This is a genomic window from Pseudarthrobacter sp. NPDC092439 (assembly GCF_044754945.1).
Classification (GTDB): Bacteria; Actinomycetota; Actinomycetes; order Actinomycetales; family Micrococcaceae; genus Arthrobacter.
In genome coordinates, this window is record NZ_JBIVQB010000006.1 from 176,531 (window position 1) to 194,762 (window position 18,232).

Genomic DNA, 18,232 nt, shown 5'->3' on the forward strand with positions numbered 1-18,232 from the left:
GCAGCGGATAAGGAGGGATGATGAGTTCCGCTTCCGACGCCCGGCGGATAGCCGCCGGGCCGACACCGTCGCACCTGGTGCGCTACAAGCATGCAGCCCGGCATGGGCACCTGCCTGATCCCGACGCCGATCCGCAGTCACCGCCGCCCTTCGATCCGCTGCGGCTTTGCATCTTCGCGACCATTGCACTGCTGGGCTGGGCCGCCGGCCCGGTGGCACTGGCTGTGTTCGCCGCCATCGGATTCGCAGGTTATTGGAAGGCCCGACGGCGGGGCCTGACGAAGTCCAAGTGCTACCTCCGCGACACCAGGCTTGTTCTGGCTTACCTGGGCATCCTTTTTGCCGCGGGATCATGGGGCATATATGCGCTAACCGCACGATGGCTCGGATTCTGAGCCGGCAGCCGCGAGGGACGTCTTGCGGCAAAGCGAAGGCCCCCGCTTTCCTTGATGCACAAGGGGCGCGGGGGCCTATCTATTGGCGGTGACGGTGGGATTTGAACCCATTTCGGCGGCCAAGTGGGTTCAGGGTGATGCGTCGAAACTCCCGGAAACTCAGCGATCTCCGGCACTTTCCTCACAGGTGCGCCCAGATGCCCACATGTACTTCTGCACCAAAATGCACCACCGGCAGTCACTCACGGGGAGCTGTTCGTACCGCATTTTCGATGGTCCTTCGACCGTACAGGGCCCACGGGATAGCACTAACCAAGGTCAACGGCGGCCCGTGCCCAGATCAGCGGGAAGCAATCTGAGATGGTGTTTTTCCCGAATCAATCCATATTTCGTCAGGTATGAAGGAAGCAAACCCAGGGCCAACATCTCGCCAGGAAAGATCATGGGCAATCGATCCCACCGCAGCACTCGCCGCTCGGGCGGCCACTGACAAAGCCGTGGCATCCTTACCCAAGCCCGCTTGAACTAGAGGGTGGGCATCTCCTTCGATATCAAGCTCTCTGGCCAGATGTTCCGCTACGGGGCAGTGCCAGCGCTCATCCAATCGACGGTCGACGGCCAAGAGATGAGCACCGCGTACAGGAGCCCTGTGGGCGAGTTCACCGAGGGAGCGGTCTCTGCTTTGCGCAGCCTGCGCACGCAGTACTCGCGCCTCGTCAATGCCGCTTCCCACAGATTCTGCCCTTTCGAAGGCCTCTTGAGCCTCCAACAACTTAGATTCCTCTTGGTGGAACCCCTCAAGAAGTTGGCTGTAGCGTGAGTCGCTCATGATGGCTGCAACGATGCGTAGAACCTCAAACTGCTGCCATGCATCCTCGAGAGCCGCAGGGGTGATGGAGAGAGACTGCTCAAGAAGCGGCCGCAAAAAACGGTACAAGCGAGAAGGAGTGTTTTCCAGCGCACGGTCCGCCTCCAAGATGTTTGCTAAGAGCTGTTCTCCTTCGTAAGGATCCGAAGTGCGGCGGGACAGTAGCTTCCCCACCAGCGAATAGCGCTTCGATGCCTGGGCAGCAATGCCTGCCGCATAAAAGAGATTTGTCCCGGCTACTCGTCGAAGATTTTGCAGCTTGACTAACCCGGAGACGCGGGGGCGCCGTGAGAAGCGTTCCAACTCGTCAATCCACCAATTATCGGATTGCTCATTACCCCAGTAAGCGGTTGCTGCTACCAAAGCGCCCGGTACTTTGCTTGCCTCTTCCACGCGCTCAAGCATCGCCAGGTATCCGTCTGGAGCTTCTTGTTGGTAGTCCTGCAGGTTCACTTCTGGAATGCGATGGAGGCGTTCAAATTCGATCCCAAGGGTGTCATGTAGACCGATGGCGACCCATCTTCCAGACAGCTCTCGTTTGGCCGTATCTGCCGCCAGCGCGGGGGTTAGTGGATGACGTGCCCGCCGCGAGTTGAGAGCACCCACGGAATCCGCCAGCAGGCCAAAGGCGGTATCGGCATCAGTGGGAAGCAGAAGTCCTCCCATTAGGGTGAGGAACTCTGTGGCGGGAGGAGTCTGTGTGCGCGGTTCGATCCAGGTGAGGGTGTACCTCGCTGGATAGTTTGTTTTGATGGCGTCGACCAACGCGGGGTCATAAGTGCCGGACCACCCGGCAAGGATCAGCCCATAGTCCTTAATGATCCTATGAAGGAGGTCAAGCATTTGTGGGCCGTAGGAATCGAGTTCTGCCGTCGTGTTCAGCATTGACGCAGGATTCAGGTAGTCGCCATGCAGGTGGACAACGCAACATTTGAGCGTGTGAACCGGGGCCATGCCAGCTACGTCGGCTGCAGATGCCACGATTGTGGGTTCGATTCCTTCAGCTCTGAGTGCTTGTTCCATCAGCCTGTCAAAGTTGAGCGTAACGATTACCCGAATCGTTCCAGTTTTGACCAGACGCGCTATGGACCGGTGCGCGAGAGTCGGTTTTCTGTCGGGCGAGTCGTCTTCGGGATCTGCCGGTTCGAAGTACTCACGCAGAAGGCGTTGGCGTTCCAGTGGTGATGGGGCCAGTTTTTCCAGCAAGTTCTCGTACCGTGCTGGTTCGCTATAGCGCTCTTCATACCATGCCGCGGGATCGTCAGGCCTGCTCTGCCCGATCAGATCGGCTATTCGCCCGATGAGGTCTTCCACGATGCCCCATGCAGTCAGAATCCCGCTGGGTGCTGATACACCTGCGCCTAGTAGAACCGCGTATCCGCCAGGGTTGGCACGTACTGAAAATGCCAAAGCCAGAAGTGCATCTTCATGGGGCGCGGGGCTCGTCATGAGCCCACTTTAGCCACTGCTATGGATGCTTCACGGCTGCAACATGTCGGATGTGAAGCCACGCCCTTCTAAGCTCCGTTCAGCGCGCCGCTTGAAATGAGCTCATGCAGATTTCGGTAGAGGTTGTCGGGCCGCCCTAGCCGTCTATTGGACTGTCTCATCTGCGAGATTGCTGAGCGTTCACCGACGATGTGATCTGCATATCCTGCAGCACAGGTTAGGTAGATGAGGTCGGTGAGGTCATTGCCTTTCCATGCAGTCCCCCCATTAACCTGTTTCTCGTGCAAAACCTCTCGGTAAAGGCCAAGGCACGGCATTTGGACCAAGTCGTCCCGCCAGCCGCCATGGATCCACAGATGTAGCTGGTCTACGTCGAGCCCTGCTGCTTGCGCGGCTACCGCGACCTCCTTGCGGACATCGTCAAGAAAGTAGACATCCGTGCTCAGGCGCTTACGGTGGCTACCGCGCTCTTGGCCCGCCAACCAATCAGTGATGAATTGAAACTTCTCAACCCATTGCGGGGTCTCGCCTTGCTGAACAGGCTCGCGGCCCAGCATCACTGACAAATGACTCGATATTGAGGTCATAGCATCCGCCGCCAGCTGCATGTCCCGAGGTAGGGGATCATCGCCCCAGTCTTTGGGCCCCGTACGGGACGAATGAATTGCGTTGGGCGCCAAGGTGAAGACTTCTGGCTCAACCGCACGGATTTTGTCGCTATATCTATTCTCGAGACTCCGCTGCAGTTCGCTTCTCCTCACCGTGAGCGGATCCTGCAGTTGCCACCCGCCACTGAGCTGGGCAATGGTAAGAGCCAAACGATACCTGCGCTCATTGTCCGACCACTTGCATGTTTCAGCCATGTGAGCAGACGACAGCGGGAGTATGACTTTCTTAGCGAGGACGAGCTCGATCAACGTCTCCGCCGCCTCGCGTTCACCCACGGAAGCGATGCGGCCGGGGTTATGGATTGCGTTGGCTAGAGTGCTCCAGTCCTTCTGATCCAGGTAAATCACCTGCCGGCCATTTATCGGGGAGCGGCTTTGAAGCGTCGGCAGCTCAGCGCCAATGACATCACCTCGGTCGGTTTCCAGCACGATCCGGTTCGCCAGCATGAAGTACGTGCTCTTCACGATTACGTCGTTCCGAGCCCCTGATAAGGCCGCATCGGGGATGAAGGCTTCCTTGCCATCCGATCGGACAAACCGACATACACCGGTTTGCCAATCAATTTCGACAAAGATCAAAGAAACACCCGCCGGTAGCGGCGAGCCCAACCTGTCCGTGTTGCCGAATATGGACTCATCTTCGCTTTGAACTGCTTGGCCCGACACCAGCACTCCTTCGTCCCGCGACATGTCACCTAGGCAGGGACGCTTCGCCTCTGAGCATATGGCCCGTCCTGACGACGCTCCTACGCTCTTCAGAGGCCGTGCGAAATGGCTGCCTCTAACCGGCGATCAAAGGGCGACGAAATCGCGTCCAGATGCAACTCGGGATGCACTCGGACGACGCGGAGCGGGCGGCGGAAGCACCTGCCGGACCAGGCTGCGCCGGAGGAGACTTCCACTATCACAGGTTCGACAAGGGCCAGCGCTACCGGTTCCTTGTCGCGGTTGAACCGGTCAGGGGTGGTGCCTTTCACCGTCGCGGGCCTGGATGGGCACCGGGGGCCGTCGCCGCCTAATCAGCCGCAGCTAATGACCAGTTCGGCATGCGAGACAGGACGCCGAGTACTGAAGAGCGTGTACGACATTCGATCAGACTAATCCCATGGGGGGCTAGACGATTTGAGTAAGCTTGGACCCCCGGCGCGGAGGTCGCCCCAGCCGAATGACTCGAGGCGGCAGCCGTGCCCGGGGGACAGGGTACCCGAAGGGAACCCGAAGGGAAGCCGCGAGCGTCCGTAATGCGGCGGGTATGAGTTGGCGGGATAGGCTGTGCCCATGGTGCGCCCCCCAGTTGAGACAATCGCTGACCAGCTCTTCTTCACGACAGTCTTCATCGAAGCTTTCACGGCTACGGGTAGGTCCACAGGGACGGGATTTATCATCAACTATCCAGCCGAGAATGGTCAGGTAATGCCCGTTCTCATCACAAACAAGCATGTGTTCGCCGGGGCCGGGCAAGTTGCCTTCACCTTGCCCGCCGCCGAGGAAACCGATAGGCCCGCCAACCGCGGTACACGCATGCTGATCACTGACTTCGATGCCCAAAACTGGGTTGGGCATCCAGATTCAGGCGTCGACATCGGAGCCATGTTCTTTGCCGTAGTTCTGAACGCGATGGAAGCCAACGGTGCTGCTCCGTTCTACCGGGGGTTTAGCCCCGAACACCTTGTTACCCAAGGCACCGCAAACTCGCTCGATGCAATCGAGCAAGTGACGATGATTGGATACCCAAACGGCCTCTTCGACCAATCCTCCATGCTGCCGATCGCACGACGTGGTCAGACGGCAACCCCGGTCTTCAACGATTACAACAATCTGCCAGCCTTTCTAATTGATGCATCGGTATTTCCGGGATCTAGCGGTAGCCCGGTTGTGCTTTACGACCGTGGGTCGTACACGACTCGCGATGGGTCGACCCACTTGGGCTCCCGAATGGCACTTCTTGGCGTTGTTGCTGCGGTTCACACCCGTAGAGTCAACGGAGTGGTGCAGATGGTGAGTAGCGGCATCGCCACCTTCGACGACATGATCGACTTAGGCATTGTCTTCAAAGCAAGCGCCATCCAAGAAACGGTTTTTTCGCTGTACGAGGCGAATGGGCTTCCTCTGCCTGTCGCGACGGTTGCCCCCGGGGAACTCGCCTAGCAGGTCACCTGGACCAGCACGGAATAATGGCGGCCGAAAGTCGTCTAGAGACCGGATTGAGACTCGATAGAGTCAAGGATCTGCTTCTCTCGCAAGTGCTCAACCCGCTGCCGGCTGAGGGCGCCAACGACATTGTCGAGATCATCGGGGAACAGGGCCGCGTAGGTGTCCAACGTGACCTTGGCCGACTTGTGGCCCAGCATTCTCTGGATGACCTTGACGTTGGCCCCGGCGCTGATAGCGAGTGATGCAGCGGTGTGCCGCAGGTCGTGGGGCGTCACTCGCCGGAAGGTTTCGTCGGCTTCCTGGGCGCGCTTGACAGCCCCGGCGAACCAGCCTGAGGCGGCATTGCCGGGTCGAAGGTAGCCGCCCTCATCCGAGTTCCACAGACGGTCTTCCTGGCCTTTACCCTGGCATGCAGCCTTGACCGCGGCGTCCAGGAAGTCCGGGTATGCCACCGTGCGTTTCTCGTGGCTTTTCACGCTCCCCAAAACGGCCTTGCCGTTGACCTCGGCGACGGCTTCACGGACATTGACCCGGCGTGTTGTGGAGTCCACGTTTCGCACCCGAAGGGCGGTGGCCTCCCCCCAGCGCAGGCCTGTGTAGGCAAGGAAAAGCACAAGGTTTGGGTGCCGCGATGTGAGTGCCAGCGCCTGGACCTGTGCGTGCGTCAGAAACACCTCGTCAGGAAGTGGCTTCTTTTTGATAGTGAGATCTCGCGCCGGGTTCTTCGTGATCCTGTTGTCTTCAACCGCGTGGTCGAGGATGCCGGCCAAGAGGTCCCGGACACGGGCAACGGTCGTGTGAGAGCGCTTCTCGCCCAGTTCATTCAGCCACGCCTGTACGTCGCGCTTGGTGACTGCTCCCACCGCATAGCTGCCCCACTTTGGCTTGACGTGAATGCGCCACGCGCTTTCGACTGAGTGGTAGCTCGCCGGCGTGATTTTCGGCTTGTGCTGTTCGAGCCACTGGATGCCGAGCTCCGAGACGGTGGCTTTCGCGTCGGAGCGGTTGACATAGGCGCCTTTGAGTTTCGAGACCTCGACAGTTGCGAGGTGGGCCTCGGCGTCGCGTTTCAGCTTGAAGCCACGGTCGTGCCCACGGGTGCCGTCCGGTTTTGTGTACCAAACCTCGTACAGCCTGCCTTTTGTTTTGGTGCTGTACGCCTTGACGGTGCCCATGTGCTCGTTTCCCCTCGTAAGGATCGATCTGGTGGGTATCACATTCTGTGAGCAGTTGTGAGGCTACCGTGTTATTCTCGTCTCAAGCAACGCAAGAGGTTGGCGTCAGCCGGATTCACCACCCGGTTTCCTCCTCGATCAAGGCGGCCGGAGTGGTGACTGATCTGGCCACAGCATTAGGCGCACTACCGCTTGGTGTTGAGAGATGTCCATGTCGTGAGGAACCACCGCCCTCGCGAACGGGAGTAGAGCGGCCGCTCCTTCCTTAAGGACTTCTCTAATGTCGTCTCCGTCAATCGATATCACTACGCCCCTGCTCGAATCCCTTATCCATCCAGACACCCTGGCCGAGTGCTTGGGCACCAAACGCCGCACCGTGGATGAATGGCGCATTACCGGCAAGGGCCCCGCCTTCATCCGCATCGGCCGCAGTGTTCGCTACGCGCCGGAAGCCGTTGACGCCTGGCTTCTGAGCCAGCAGCGCACCAGCACCTCGGAAGAACGTTGATCCGATGAGTGCCCAATTCCGTGAGCATGAACCCTCTCCGCCCGACCCCATTCAGACCGAAGGGTGTGAGCTCGCACTCGCCGGCGGGGAGCTGCCCGATACCGCAGTGTCCGAGCTCCAGATGTCCCAAGCCGTTGACGAAGTTGAGCCAGATGCACAAACGGATGCAACCACCGCCGCTGAACCTTCAGCTACCCCGGTACCGCAGGGATCTAACGTGCGCGACTCCTTGGGTTCGCGCGCATCCGTTTCGGAAACGGCTGCACAGTCTTCTCCTTCGGATGGTTCAACTTCGGGTCCTCTGAACTTCGCCGAGCTGGACGTGCCGGGAGCCGATGTCAGTGATGACGTCGAGCCGTTCGTCGTCGAATCTGCCCCTGACCAGATCGCGGAAGCTAAGGCGTTCTTCGCCAATGCGAAGACTTCGGAGAGCCCTGATCAGGTGAAGCGAGCCCGCACGCAGTCGCGTGTGTTTTCGGTGATGCAGTACAGGGCGCATCCGGAGACCGGCGAAATAATGCTCACGCAGGAGCAGATCGACGAAGGCCTCGCAGCGCTGCAGAAGCGCCTCTACCGCTGGGCCTATGTGTGGCACCCCTATGACCGCCTGGTGGAAGTCGACGAGGGCACCGGAGAGGCGGTGTGCTGCGGCCTAAAGGGCCCGCACGTGCATATGGTGCTGTGGTTCGACGACACGATTACGCGCCCCACGATACGCACCGTTTCTGATGCCCTTTCGATCCCCTCGGCCAGAGTGAAGCCGCCGAAAGAGATCGTGAAGGAGGAGGGGGCCGAGGAGCACAACGGACGTGGCGCGGCGGAGAAGGCCTTTTTCGATCTCAGCGAGTACCTGCCGCATGAGTCCCGGGGGAAGAACGCTATCCGGGGCATCAATCAACCGGATCGGCACTACCTCGTGGACAAGAAGCAGGAGGGGATGCCCGGTAAGTACCAGTACGGACGCGGGCGGATAGTCGCGAACTTTGATTTCGGCCGGGAGCTGGACGCGCACATGGCTACGCGCCACAACGCCGCGGAGGGCGGCGGAGGAGCGAAACTGAGCAGGCTCTTCCAGGCCGTGGGTCAGGGCTCGCTGACGCTGAAACAGGTCCGCGATCAGGAACCTGCCATCTACTTCGCGAAGGGCAACCTGGCTCATTTCCAGAAGTTGCGTGGAGACTTCCTCTCATATCAGGACGCGCCGGAATCGGTGATGAACTTCTATGTTTTCGGGGAGGGCGGCACCGGCAAGGATCTGCTTGCGAAGGCACTTGCGCGTGCTCTGGTTCGCGGGTCGGAAAAGCCGTACTTCAAGGTGGGCGGCGAGAACGTCTCGTGGGAGGGCTACGACGGCGAGCCGGTCGTGATCTGGGAGGACATGCGCGTCGGGGACATGATCCGCACCGCGAAGAGCCGGGGCATGCTCTTCCGGATCCTCGGCCCATGGCGCGAGGCTGACGAGAAGCCGATCGTGAACATCAAGGGTTCGAAGACGCAGCTCCTCAACCGGGTGAACATCGTGACGGGCCCTGAGGGCTACGAGGAGTTCCTCCGCGGTCTGGCTGGGGAGTACGAGTCGATGCAGGGTGGCGTGCGCATTAAGCACCAGGCAGAGAACCTGGGACAGGGATTCCGCCGCTTCCCGGTCATCATCCCGGTTGCGGAGCGCGAATTCTCGATCTTTGTGAATTCCGGTGTGCTCAACGGCACCCGCGAATACCAGAGCTACGAACGGTATGAGCACATGCGCCAGGATCTGGAACTTCTGGCGCGCCGGTCCAAGGCGATCAAGGATACAGCGGAGCGGGAACGCGTGCGCGGCGAGATCGAGGCCCGCACCGTCGCACCGATCGTGGAGCAACACGACCGGATCGCCCGCCCCGAGCTGGACGCTATCGAGGGCGACGATCTGTTCGCGGAGTTCGCCGGCGTCGGCCAGCCGATCCGGCAGAGCGCCGAAGACATCGCGGACGCCGAGGACGCGGCGCAGCGTGACGCCGAGGCCGTAACCGAACAGCAGGAAAAGGAGATCGAGCGGCTGCGTGCCGAGCAGCAGCAGCAGCTCATCGAGCACCAACGCCTCCGCGAGATGTGCACATGCGAGAGCTATCAGCACTACGCCTGGCAGCACGGCGACGAATGCCCGGTGCTGCCTGACGAGGAGCGCCAGAAGCGGGCCGCGAAGCGGCAGGCGGAGCTTGACGCGAAAGTCGCCAGGCTTCGCGCGAACGGCGGCTTGCTCTCCGTAGGAGGTGCAGCGTGAGCGCCATCGACGGCCAGTACCTGACGACCTGGGAGGGCTCCAGTGGAGTGCTGACGGATCGGTGGGTCGAGGCGCGCAGCGCCGTGGATGCTCCGCGCAGCGGCCCCCGGAGGGCCCCGGGAACCTTGGAGCGAAGTGTAAAGGTGTATGGGGCTACACTTCCGGTTCTTCCGTTTCTGACGTGCGGTGCAGAGGCTCCGTTCATGGGTGCAGGGGCCCATGAACGGAGGGGCAGCGCACGTCAGAAACGGCATCCCCGCGGGAGCGCCGCCGGAGGCTTCACCGGAGCTATGCGGAGGTGGTCTCTGTGAGTTGGACTGTCACTTACGACGCCTCTCCGGAGGCCAAGGTCAAGGCCGCCGGCTCCCATGCGGTGGCCCGTGACCGCCACCTCGGCAGGGGCCCGGATCTTGCGGCTGGCTTCACCTTCGGGCACCGGAACCCGAACATCGACTTGGCCCGGTCGAAGATGAATATCACGTTCGTCAACGACGGCGAGGGCGGCTTCCGGGCGCCGGTAGTTACGAAGGACCCGATGGGCCGGGACCGGCCACCCAGCGCCGAGTTCGCCGACTATCGGGACAGCCTGCTGGCCCAGGTAAAGAAGCCGCTGCGTAAAGATGCCGTCATCCTGCGCGGCGTCATGCTGCAGCTCGACCCACGCTGGTTCGACGCACATTGTCCTGATTGGCGCACCGAAGGACTCACTGATGAGGCGCAGCAATTCATCTACGCCCAACTCAAGTGGGCTTGTGGGGAATTCGGCCAGCAGAACATCGTCTGCGGGTCCATCGACTTGGACGAAACGTCACCTCACCTGCAGTTATCCGTTGTGCCGGTCACCGACGACGGCCGGCTGTCGCAGAAGGACTTCTTCAGAGGACCGGGGCATTTCAGGAAGCAACGCAAGGAATTGTGCGACGCACTCGAAAGAGCTGGGTATGACCCACAGCGAACCGTCACGGAGAGGTCGACCGAGCGGACCTCCAGTGAGGTCTATGCCCGCACGGCGGACATGGCGCGGGCCACCTTGGCTGTCGCCAAGCGCGACACTGAGAAGCTCTGGAAGGAGCGCCAGCAGGTGCGGGCCGAGAAAGCCCGCCAGGAGGAGGCTGCCAAATCCATCCAGTCCGACAGGGAGGAAGTGGATGCGCAACTGGAAGAGCTGCCCCGGCTGAGGCGTAGGGCAAGAGAGGAAGCAGTGGTCGAGGCGCGGGCAGATGCCCGTCGGGAGGTCGCCGATGAGCACCAGGCGGCCCAGGAGCGGGAACGACGGGCGCAGGCCGCGGAACGGGTTCACATGGCAGCTGGGCGCGATCTGCTGGCGCTGCGGGAGCAAATTCAGCAACAGCTCGACGATAACCCCAGCCCGCCGGAGGTGCCCAGCTACGACGACATGCGCCGGGACATCGTTGAAGCCCAGCCGCACTTGCTCAGAGCGTTCCTCAAGAGCATCAAGTTCAAGGATGGGTCGACATTGGAAGACAAGTTTGAGGACTTCCAGCGTCGATCGTTTGCCGCCCACCAGCGTCGCGAAAGTGACGCTTTCGGTCGCTACAGCGGTCCCGGCTATGAGCAGTGGAAGGAACGCAGTCTGCAGATGCAGAGGAAGATCGACGCCGCGACGTTTTCCACGCAGGTTGCTGACCTGAAGCGCCCGGATGAGGTCAAGGAATTACGAGCGCGGTAGTCCGCTGTGTCAGCATGGCGTCCGGTCCACACTCAGCACTGTGGACCGGACACTCGGGGTCGGTCGGCTTCATAATGGCGGGCAACCCTACGCCTATGACCGCGATCTTCGTTAGCGAGGGCGAATGGTAGATGAACTGCCCGTGCGGATCTAATCGTTTCCTAATATGAATCCATTTGCCAAAGAATCTTTTTATGAGACCAGAGTTGTAGTTTGCTCATAAACGAGAAGATTCTACTCGGTGGCTATTCGGCGGACGCTAAGTCTGCAACTTTCGTCCCCGTGGAGCCTGCATCATGTACTCATGACTAGAGCTACAGGAAAACCTAGAGGCCGGCCCTCCAAAGGTCCCCGGCATTCCTTTGTCGTAAAACTCGATTTGGAGCGGGCCGCAAAGCTGAAGGGCATACTGGCTAGCCGGCGGATCAGCGGTATTCAATACCTCACCCCCATCATCGAGGCTCACATCGACAATGCGGACGTACAGACATTGGCCGACCCCGCGGAGGCGGCCGCGCGGGCCATGGAAATGCCTCAGGACGATCCCGCAGATTTTGACCATGGCTGGCCTTATGTTGCGGCTTTACGGCGAGCCGAAATACTGGCCAAGAAAATCAACCTGCTTCTGGATGCGCGAACGGTCGAAACGGGTCATCCATTGAATTTTCCAGAGATTTACCAAGCCGCGGAAAAGATCGGCTACAAGCTGTCACGCACCCGCTGGTCGAGGCTGAAGAACGGCCAGTTTCAGGTAGTCCCCCACGAGTGCCTCCATGCCATCGCCACTGTGTTCGACGTGGCCCCGGAGTACCTGCTGCGTGAGGACGCAAAGCTTCCGGCGCAAGTGGAAGCCATGCTTCCACGAGTGAGGATCAAGAGACTCTACGAGGTTCGCAATTTCGCCACCAAAGCCTTAGGTAGGCTTGACCCTGAAGGGCTCAGCGCGATCACAAGGGTCCTCGACCAGGCTGTCGAGAGGAAGGCAGGCGGGGCTGAATTCTCGGGTGAGGTGACCACGTGACGCGTCCGGGCGCAGGCATTTTCATTGGGTACGGCCAAACTCCTGCTGACGCTCCGAGCCGTCTCCGTACCGACATCGAGACGATTCATCGCCATGGGTGATTCCACGAGCCGGACGTACACAGCTCCTAAACTAGACGGCCACCGCGTCGCTTTGCGTGGTCGTGTCCTTCCCGAACAGCACGCCCGCGCCACGTTACAGGCAGCAAGATACGGACTCTCTTTGAGCGACTACCTGGCCGCTCTGATCGACCGCGACAGCGGCCTGCCCACGCGGCTTGATCAGGAATTGAAGGCTCCCTCGTCAGCGGCAGATTTCAGAGCGGTCAAGAGCCGGTAAGCGTTCATAGGGGAGCTCATCAGGTAGCTCGTCTCCACCAGCGCGTCGAGTTCGTCCTTCGACATGAAGACAACGGATGGGGCAGTCCCGATCGTCACGTTGTCACTAGAGACAAACAAGATTGTGGCCCGGCTGCCGGCGCTGGAGATCGTGGAGTAAAGACTCCTTGCCGTGTGAGGCTGACCGGCATCCGAGCAGCGGAATTTCCGAACACCTAACCGGGCGCTTAGACGGTCCAAGTCGTGGCTGTCTGTGGCCCCGCTCATCGTGGCCGAGGGCGCTGCGCCAGTTCAAAGATCTTGCTCTCGGCGCCAGCGCCGCCAAATCGGCTGGCGGTGACGTGTCATTTCCCGACTGCCGCCGTGGCGACGAGCGAGCGTGAGATCGAGACCGTAGCGTGGGCGGCAGGAACAAAAGCGGCCCGCCTGCCGCTTTCGCGCTGGGGGAGAAAATGGAAAGCCAAACAGGGCAAATGGAGGACCTCCGAGTCCTGATGGACACAAACGTTGTTCTCGCCATTGAGGGCGACGAAGGTGCAGACCACGCTAACCACAAGTCGGCGTCGACCGTTTACCGCCTTGTTCTGGATTCCGGCGGTCAGGTCTCCATCGTGGAAAATCAATTTGATGACATCTCGAGGATTAAAGATCGTCCGTTACGGGACCGGCGGCGCCGTCAACTGGAGAAGTATCCGCGGTTGGGACGTGTTGAACTCACTACACGGTTCCTGAATGAAGCACGCTACGCACGTGATCTGAGGGCCCAGAGCAATGACGGCGTGGACGCCGCGCTGCTTCTTGCACTACAACGTAATGCCGCCACCTGGTTGATAACCGAAGACCGAAAGCTCCACTCGCATGCTCGTCATGCCGGACTTCAAGAGCGCGTGATGATACTCGACGATGCCCTGGGTGTGCTAACAGCACTATCGGGGCAGTTGCCAGTTCACTATTCCGTCGATGACGTCCAGCCTCACACCATAGACCCGGTACAGCCGTTCTTTGATTCGCTTAGATCTGACTATGGAGACTTCTCCAAGTGGTGGGACAAGGTCGTTGCTGAAAGACGAATCACTATGCTCATGGGGGCCGGCAGTGATATCCGCGGCCTGGCGGTCTTGGACCGTCAGGAGCCGGAAGTGCCCGGGTTGTCCGGGAACAGCGTGAAGATCTGTACATTCAAGATTGCCGAAGCCAGCCAGGGCAGGAAATTGGGAGAGGCACTGCTTGAAGCGGTCATAGCCCGCATTCGATTAATGCGTGGTGACACCTGTTTTATCGAGGCTTCGTTGGACAAAGAGTCCTTGCTCGCGATGTTGCGGGAGTTCGGCTTTTTCGATTTGGGGCCCAAACCGGGGGCGCCGGGCCAGATTGTACTTGGCAAGATCCTGGAGCCTCGCGTCGACCAGAAACCGCCTGAGCACCCGCTTGAGTACAACCGGCGCTATGGCCCCGGAAAGCGGCGTGTGAACAGGGCTTTCCTCGTGCCCATCATTCCGGCCTTCCACAGCATGCTCTTCCCAGCGTCCGAACCACAGCAGTCGCTCTTTGATTCGACCTATGGAAACGCGATCCGTAAGGTATACATCTGCCACTCGGGTATCAAAGCGTTAGAGCCGGGAGACACCCTGTTCTTCCTCCGGACGCACGAAAGGCGGGCTGTGCACGCTGTCGGCGTTGTGGAGGAAACACGTCGTACCAGCGTTCTGGCGGAAGTGCTGAGTTTCGCAGGAGCACGCACTGTGTACCGTTACGAGGAACTGCAGAGGATGTGCGCGAAGCAAGTGCTGGCCGTTAAATTCCGGCTTGACCAAGTGCTGGAGACACCGGTTTCCCGAGAAAATTTAAAAATGCTGGGGGTTATGGAAGAGTCCCCGCAATCTATCTCACAGATCAGAACAGAAGAAGGACTTCAGTGGGCAAGAACTCTCTAGGGCGGGTAGCCCTGATGTCCATCCGACCGGAATTTGCCGACGCGATTCTTTCCGGGGAGAAGGTCGTTGAGTTCCGCAAGCGGCCCGTCGCCGATGATGTCACCCATGTTCTGATTTATGCCACGATGCCGATTGGCTCACTTCTTGGATGGTTTGCCATCCGAGGTCAGAAAACCATGTCCCCCCAAGCGCTCTGGTCCGCGTTCCGTACGGTCGGTGGAATCTCGAGGAGCGGGTTCTTCGAGTACTTTGACCAGAGGGAGCACGGAACAGGGATCCTCGTCGACAGGGCAGCCCGGTTCGCTGAGCCCGTCCCCCTGACTGAACTCGGCGTCTCGCTCCGTGCCCCGCAGAGCTTCCAGTACCTGACTGCACCGCAGGCAGATACCTTCTTTCAGATGTTACGGGCCCAGTCCAGTGCTGAGCTGGACTCCGACCTTTATCCGCTGTCCCGCGCTGGGTGATAGCCCCGGCGAAGCGTGGTCGTCCGACACCGTTGCCGGGAGAATAGCCCCAGAAATTCCGGGACATGAGGCGGGCGCCATCTGGCACTACACCTATGGTGGACCCCTGATCAACGCTTGCGAAGATCGAGCTGTATGCCGGATCGATGGTGTCATGAAAGACACAAATTAAGTCCTGAGCGGCAGCACTCAGCTTTGGAAGCAGTGTGCGGCCTCGCCGGAGGACGTCGTCCAGACCTGGAAGCGTGCAATCCTTTAGTCAATGAAAGATCGCGGTCGTTTTTTCACTGTCTCATGGTGGCTATTTACGCATCTTGTGGTTGCCGGACACAACATGGATGGTAGCGCGCACGATGACCGATGATCCCGCAGCAGCCTGCCGCCATGGGAAATATTGGGCAGCGGGATAGACCGGGGAAGATGGAGGGGGCTGTGCCTCCCTTGAACACCGTTGTGATAGTGCACACTGATGTCGAAGCTAGTGGCTCCATTACAAAACCACGGCTACGATTGACGTTGGATGCCGATGGCCTAAATTTTATTCGCCTCAGCTGTACATCACGTAAAACCGAGACTTGGGGAAATGAAGAGCTATTCCGCTGCCATTCTGGCAGTCCTATTCATCCTGGGCATAAGCGCCTGCGGCTCGCCGTCGGCCAACTCGCACGACCCTAAGACCGCCGAAGTGGCAACACCTTCGCCTTCGCAGACGTCGCGGACAGTCCCAGATCTTAAGGGCAAGTCCGTGTCCAACGCTCGCTCTTTGCTCAATAATGCCGGATTGTCGGCAAACATTTTCGGCACGGATGGCAAGGAATGGGTAAGTTCTGTCCCGGACAACTCTGTCAAGGTGGTTTCTACGGTTCCGGCGGGGGGAAGCGCAACCACCAATAAAGAGATTCGGGTAAATGTGGACAGCACTGAAACCGAAAACACTGCACGCGCAGCTGCCGCTGCCGAAGCGGCGGCACTCGCCGCGCGGTACACGTTTATCTGCACCGACGACTTCATCTCCGGTGACTCGGTTGAATACAAGTCGCTCAAGGAGGTTTGGGCCAGCCCCGCGTACAAGGACAAGAATTCTGGCCCCTGCCGACTCGAAATCGACGGGCTATCCGCCTACGAAGTGGAGAATCTCCTGCCGAAGGAGGCTGCCATCGCCAAGGTCATTGCGTCTCACGGCGGGGGAAGCTACGGGAGTCCCGCGGGGGACTTCGGCACGGCCATGGAGATGTGTGCCAAACCCGCATCTGACTTGGCCGATCAGGTAAGCGGCGTGCCAGGAGCACTGCAGGCTGACGCCTACGGTGCCCTGGCGCTTTGTCCGAAAGCACCCCATGCCGCACTTCTCCGACAGGTGGCAACGACCATCAAAGTTGGCGATGGGACGAGGACGGTCGGCAAGGACATGCCACCGGGCACTTATCAGACCCGACCCGGCGCCAAGGACTGTTATTGGTCCCGGACCGACGGCGGCGGCAACATTATCGATAACAACTTCGTTGGATTCGCGCCGGACGGCGTTACCGTTACTGTATTCCCCGGCGAAGGCTTCGAATCAAACAACTGTCCGGTCTGGACAAAGATTGGCTAAGCGCCGCATAGTTTCGCTCGCCGTTGCATCTGTCGCTGGCTGGAGCTGCGAGCGGGAGAACCGGGTCGGCATCTACCGACGGTTCGTGCAGGCTTGGCAGTGCCCTTCGAGCGAAACGACATGTTCCTAAGGTGAACTCCGAGCCGAATGATGTCCTCGACAACCACCTCTTTCAGCGCAGCGTCTGGGCTGAGCGGTCGCGGAGAACATTCTATGAAACTGACCCTGAGGCCCATCTGCTGACGACTTTCATTCTAGAAGCGTTAGCCGATTTCAGTACGCAAACGTCAGGAAGGCCTTGGCCATGTCAAACGACAGAGGGTGGATATTCCGCTGGCTTGGCCGTGTCATTCATTCGCACCCACTTCATGGTGGTCAGATGTGCGGAAGAATCGAATCTGATCGAGGGAACGACGCTGTTACGAAAGCAGCTGGAGGTCGTGGCCCGCCTGAATGAAATCGATAACGCAGGCGGTTTGCTCCAAAAGCTCCTGAAGAAAACCCCCAAGCTGGCTGTACTAAGTTCGAAAGTGAAGGAAACGTATGGTTCCTTCTCAGAAGTCGCACACTCCTCTGTGCCTGACCACTTCCACCTCTTAGGGGCAGGCGTAGAGGAACAGCATAGTAGCTACATGTCTATCTATCCGAAGTTCTCGCGGAACTCGTACGTACTCCTGCACAATACTGGGCACGTCTTTCTCGAGTTCTGGACGTGGCTGCAGAGCTATAAAGACCGGCACAGCGCGTCCTGGGATCTTACGGAATTTAAGGTCTCGCGGAGGCAGCATTCCAAGTGATGGTTGAGTGGGATGTCGACGGCCGGAAAAAATCGAGCCGGTAGCCAGAAAGATCCCGCGTAAGGCCGCCTCAGTGACCCTGTTGATCGAACGTCTTGATCCTGATCCGATGGGACCCGCAGTCTCCTGAGATGCCGGGTTTGGGAAGCGCGGTTCTGACGGCTTCGGTTTGCCTTAATTCAGTCGGCTAAATTCTAAAATCCACTGGTACCCCACCATTAATAGAGCTCTCTAAATCAGCAACATAATGACAGTTATGTTGTCGGCGTTGAACTCAACGGTGGCGCGGTGGACGACCGGCTCGCCACCAGCCCGTCCATTCACCGTTCGTGCTCGAGCGTTCCCTTCTCCTGAACGGACCTGAGGGCGTTCATAAGGCGGCGCGCGTTGGCTGGAGAGCTCAGCAGGTAACTGCTCTCCATTAGCGCGTCGTACTCATCCTTGGACATGAGCACGGCCGAACCCCGATTGGAAGTGATCTCGATGGCGACGTGGTCGATATTGACCTGGTCTATAAGGCGGGCCAGCTCGCGGCGGGCTTCGCTGGTGGTGACGGCCATGAGTGCCTCCTCGTTCTGGCTACACGCTAGTACCGGGCCCCTGAAAAGGACACCCAACGGACATGGATCCGGCTGCGACACAGTGGGGTCTGTGACGGTGGCAGTCACACACACATTTGTTGGAATTTATTGCCCCTTATAGGAAAAAGCCAATAACCGCCTATAAGTTCCAATAAACCCCAAGAAGTAAGGTGGCTGAGAAGATGTCTGACTATGACAGGTTGAAGTGGCCCCACTGTGACGGTTTGAACCGGACCCACCTGGCGGCTCGCGGGGCTTCTTGTGACGGTTTGAAGTGGCCCCACCCCACCGTTGGAATCATCGATTGGCTATCTGAGCAGTCCATTGACTGGT

The 18,232-nt window shown here is 59.4% G+C and carries 14 protein-coding genes; 9 read left to right on the forward strand and 5 right to left on the reverse strand.

Annotated elements, in window-relative coordinates; all coding sequences use genetic code 11:
* The first annotated feature begins 20 nt into the window (after positions 1-20).
* Positions 21-395, forward strand: coding sequence for a hypothetical protein (locus ACIQCM_RS13590; RefSeq protein WP_400606796.1), 375 nt, complete (start codon positions 21-23; stop codon positions 393-395).
* A 340-nt stretch (positions 396-735) separates the two neighbouring features.
* Here ACIQCM_RS13590 and ACIQCM_RS13595 read toward each other — a convergent pair whose 3' ends face one another.
* Positions 736-2,712, reverse strand: a complete 1,977-nt coding sequence (locus ACIQCM_RS13595; RefSeq protein WP_400606798.1) for an SIR2 family protein — start codon at positions 2,710-2,712, stop codon at positions 736-738.
* 68 nt (positions 2,713-2,780) lie between these two features.
* Entirely contained in the window at positions 2,781-4,070 is a 1,290-nt protein-coding gene (locus tag ACIQCM_RS13600) for a hypothetical protein (RefSeq protein ID WP_400606800.1), read from the reverse strand.
* Positions 4,071-4,658: 588 nt separating this feature from the next.
* Between ACIQCM_RS13600 and ACIQCM_RS13605 the strand changes: the two genes are divergently transcribed.
* Positions 4,659-5,528 (forward strand): trypsin-like peptidase domain-containing protein, encoded by an 870-nt coding sequence (locus tag ACIQCM_RS13605; protein ID WP_400606802.1) that lies wholly within the window; start codon positions 4,659-4,661, stop codon positions 5,526-5,528.
* A 44-nt stretch (positions 5,529-5,572) separates the two neighbouring features.
* Here the strand turns inward: ACIQCM_RS13605 and ACIQCM_RS13610 are convergent, their stop codons facing one another.
* Complete coding sequence (locus ACIQCM_RS13610; RefSeq protein ID WP_400606804.1) at positions 5,573-6,709, reverse strand: tyrosine-type recombinase/integrase; 1,137 nt, start codon at positions 6,707-6,709, stop codon at positions 5,573-5,575.
* 280 nt (positions 6,710-6,989) lie between these two features.
* On the opposite strand from ACIQCM_RS13610, the gene ACIQCM_RS13615 reads away from it, so the two are divergent.
* From ACIQCM_RS13615 to ACIQCM_RS13630, 4 genes are all read left to right on the forward strand, one after another.
* The gene (locus ACIQCM_RS13615) at positions 6,990-7,217 is read left to right on the forward strand and encodes a helix-turn-helix transcriptional regulator (RefSeq protein WP_400606806.1); all 228 of its coding nucleotides are present in this window, start codon (positions 6,990-6,992) and stop codon (positions 7,215-7,217) included.
* A gap of 4 nt (positions 7,218-7,221) precedes the next feature.
* The gene (locus ACIQCM_RS13620; RefSeq protein WP_400606809.1) at positions 7,222-9,480 is read left to right on the forward strand and encodes an RNA helicase; all 2,259 of its coding nucleotides are present in this window, start codon (positions 7,222-7,224) and stop codon (positions 9,478-9,480) included.
* A gap of 307 nt (positions 9,481-9,787) precedes the next feature.
* On the forward strand, positions 9,788-11,170 hold the full coding sequence (locus ACIQCM_RS13625) for a plasmid recombination protein (protein ID WP_400606811.1): 1,383 nt from the start codon (positions 9,788-9,790) through the stop codon (positions 11,168-11,170).
* Positions 11,171-11,474: 304 nt separating this feature from the next.
* Positions 11,475-12,191, forward strand: coding sequence for a hypothetical protein (locus ACIQCM_RS13630; RefSeq protein ID WP_400606813.1), 717 nt, complete (start codon positions 11,475-11,477; stop codon positions 12,189-12,191).
* A 281-nt stretch (positions 12,192-12,472) separates the two neighbouring features.
* Here the strand turns inward: ACIQCM_RS13630 and ACIQCM_RS13635 are convergent, their stop codons facing one another.
* Positions 12,473-12,628 carry a hypothetical protein gene (locus tag ACIQCM_RS13635; RefSeq protein ID WP_400606815.1) on the reverse strand — a complete coding sequence of 52 codons (156 nt, stop codon included), beginning with the start codon at positions 12,626-12,628 and terminating at the stop codon, positions 12,473-12,475.
* Between the two features lie 299 nt (positions 12,629-12,927).
* Between ACIQCM_RS13635 and ACIQCM_RS13640 the strand changes: the two genes are divergently transcribed.
* From ACIQCM_RS13640 to ACIQCM_RS13650, 3 genes are all read left to right on the forward strand, one after another.
* Positions 12,928-14,463 carry a hypothetical protein gene (locus ACIQCM_RS13640; RefSeq protein WP_400606817.1) on the forward strand — a complete coding sequence of 512 codons (1,536 nt, stop codon included), beginning with the start codon at positions 12,928-12,930 and terminating at the stop codon, positions 14,461-14,463.
* Positions 14,445-14,927 (forward strand): hypothetical protein, encoded by a 483-nt coding sequence (locus tag ACIQCM_RS13645; protein WP_400606819.1) that lies wholly within the window; start codon positions 14,445-14,447, stop codon positions 14,925-14,927. The genes ACIQCM_RS13640 and ACIQCM_RS13645 overlap by 19 nt, the downstream gene beginning before the upstream one ends.
* A gap of 583 nt (positions 14,928-15,510) precedes the next feature.
* Positions 15,511-16,521 (forward strand): PASTA domain-containing protein, encoded by a 1,011-nt coding sequence (locus tag ACIQCM_RS13650; RefSeq protein ID WP_400606822.1) that lies wholly within the window; start codon positions 15,511-15,513, stop codon positions 16,519-16,521.
* Between the two features lie 1,117 nt (positions 16,522-17,638).
* On the opposite strand, the gene ACIQCM_RS13655 is transcribed toward ACIQCM_RS13650, so the two are convergent.
* Positions 17,639-17,878 carry a type II toxin-antitoxin system Phd/YefM family antitoxin gene (locus ACIQCM_RS13655; RefSeq protein WP_400606825.1) on the reverse strand — a complete coding sequence of 80 codons (240 nt, stop codon included), beginning with the start codon at positions 17,876-17,878 and terminating at the stop codon, positions 17,639-17,641.
* Positions 17,879-18,232 lie beyond the last annotated feature (354 nt).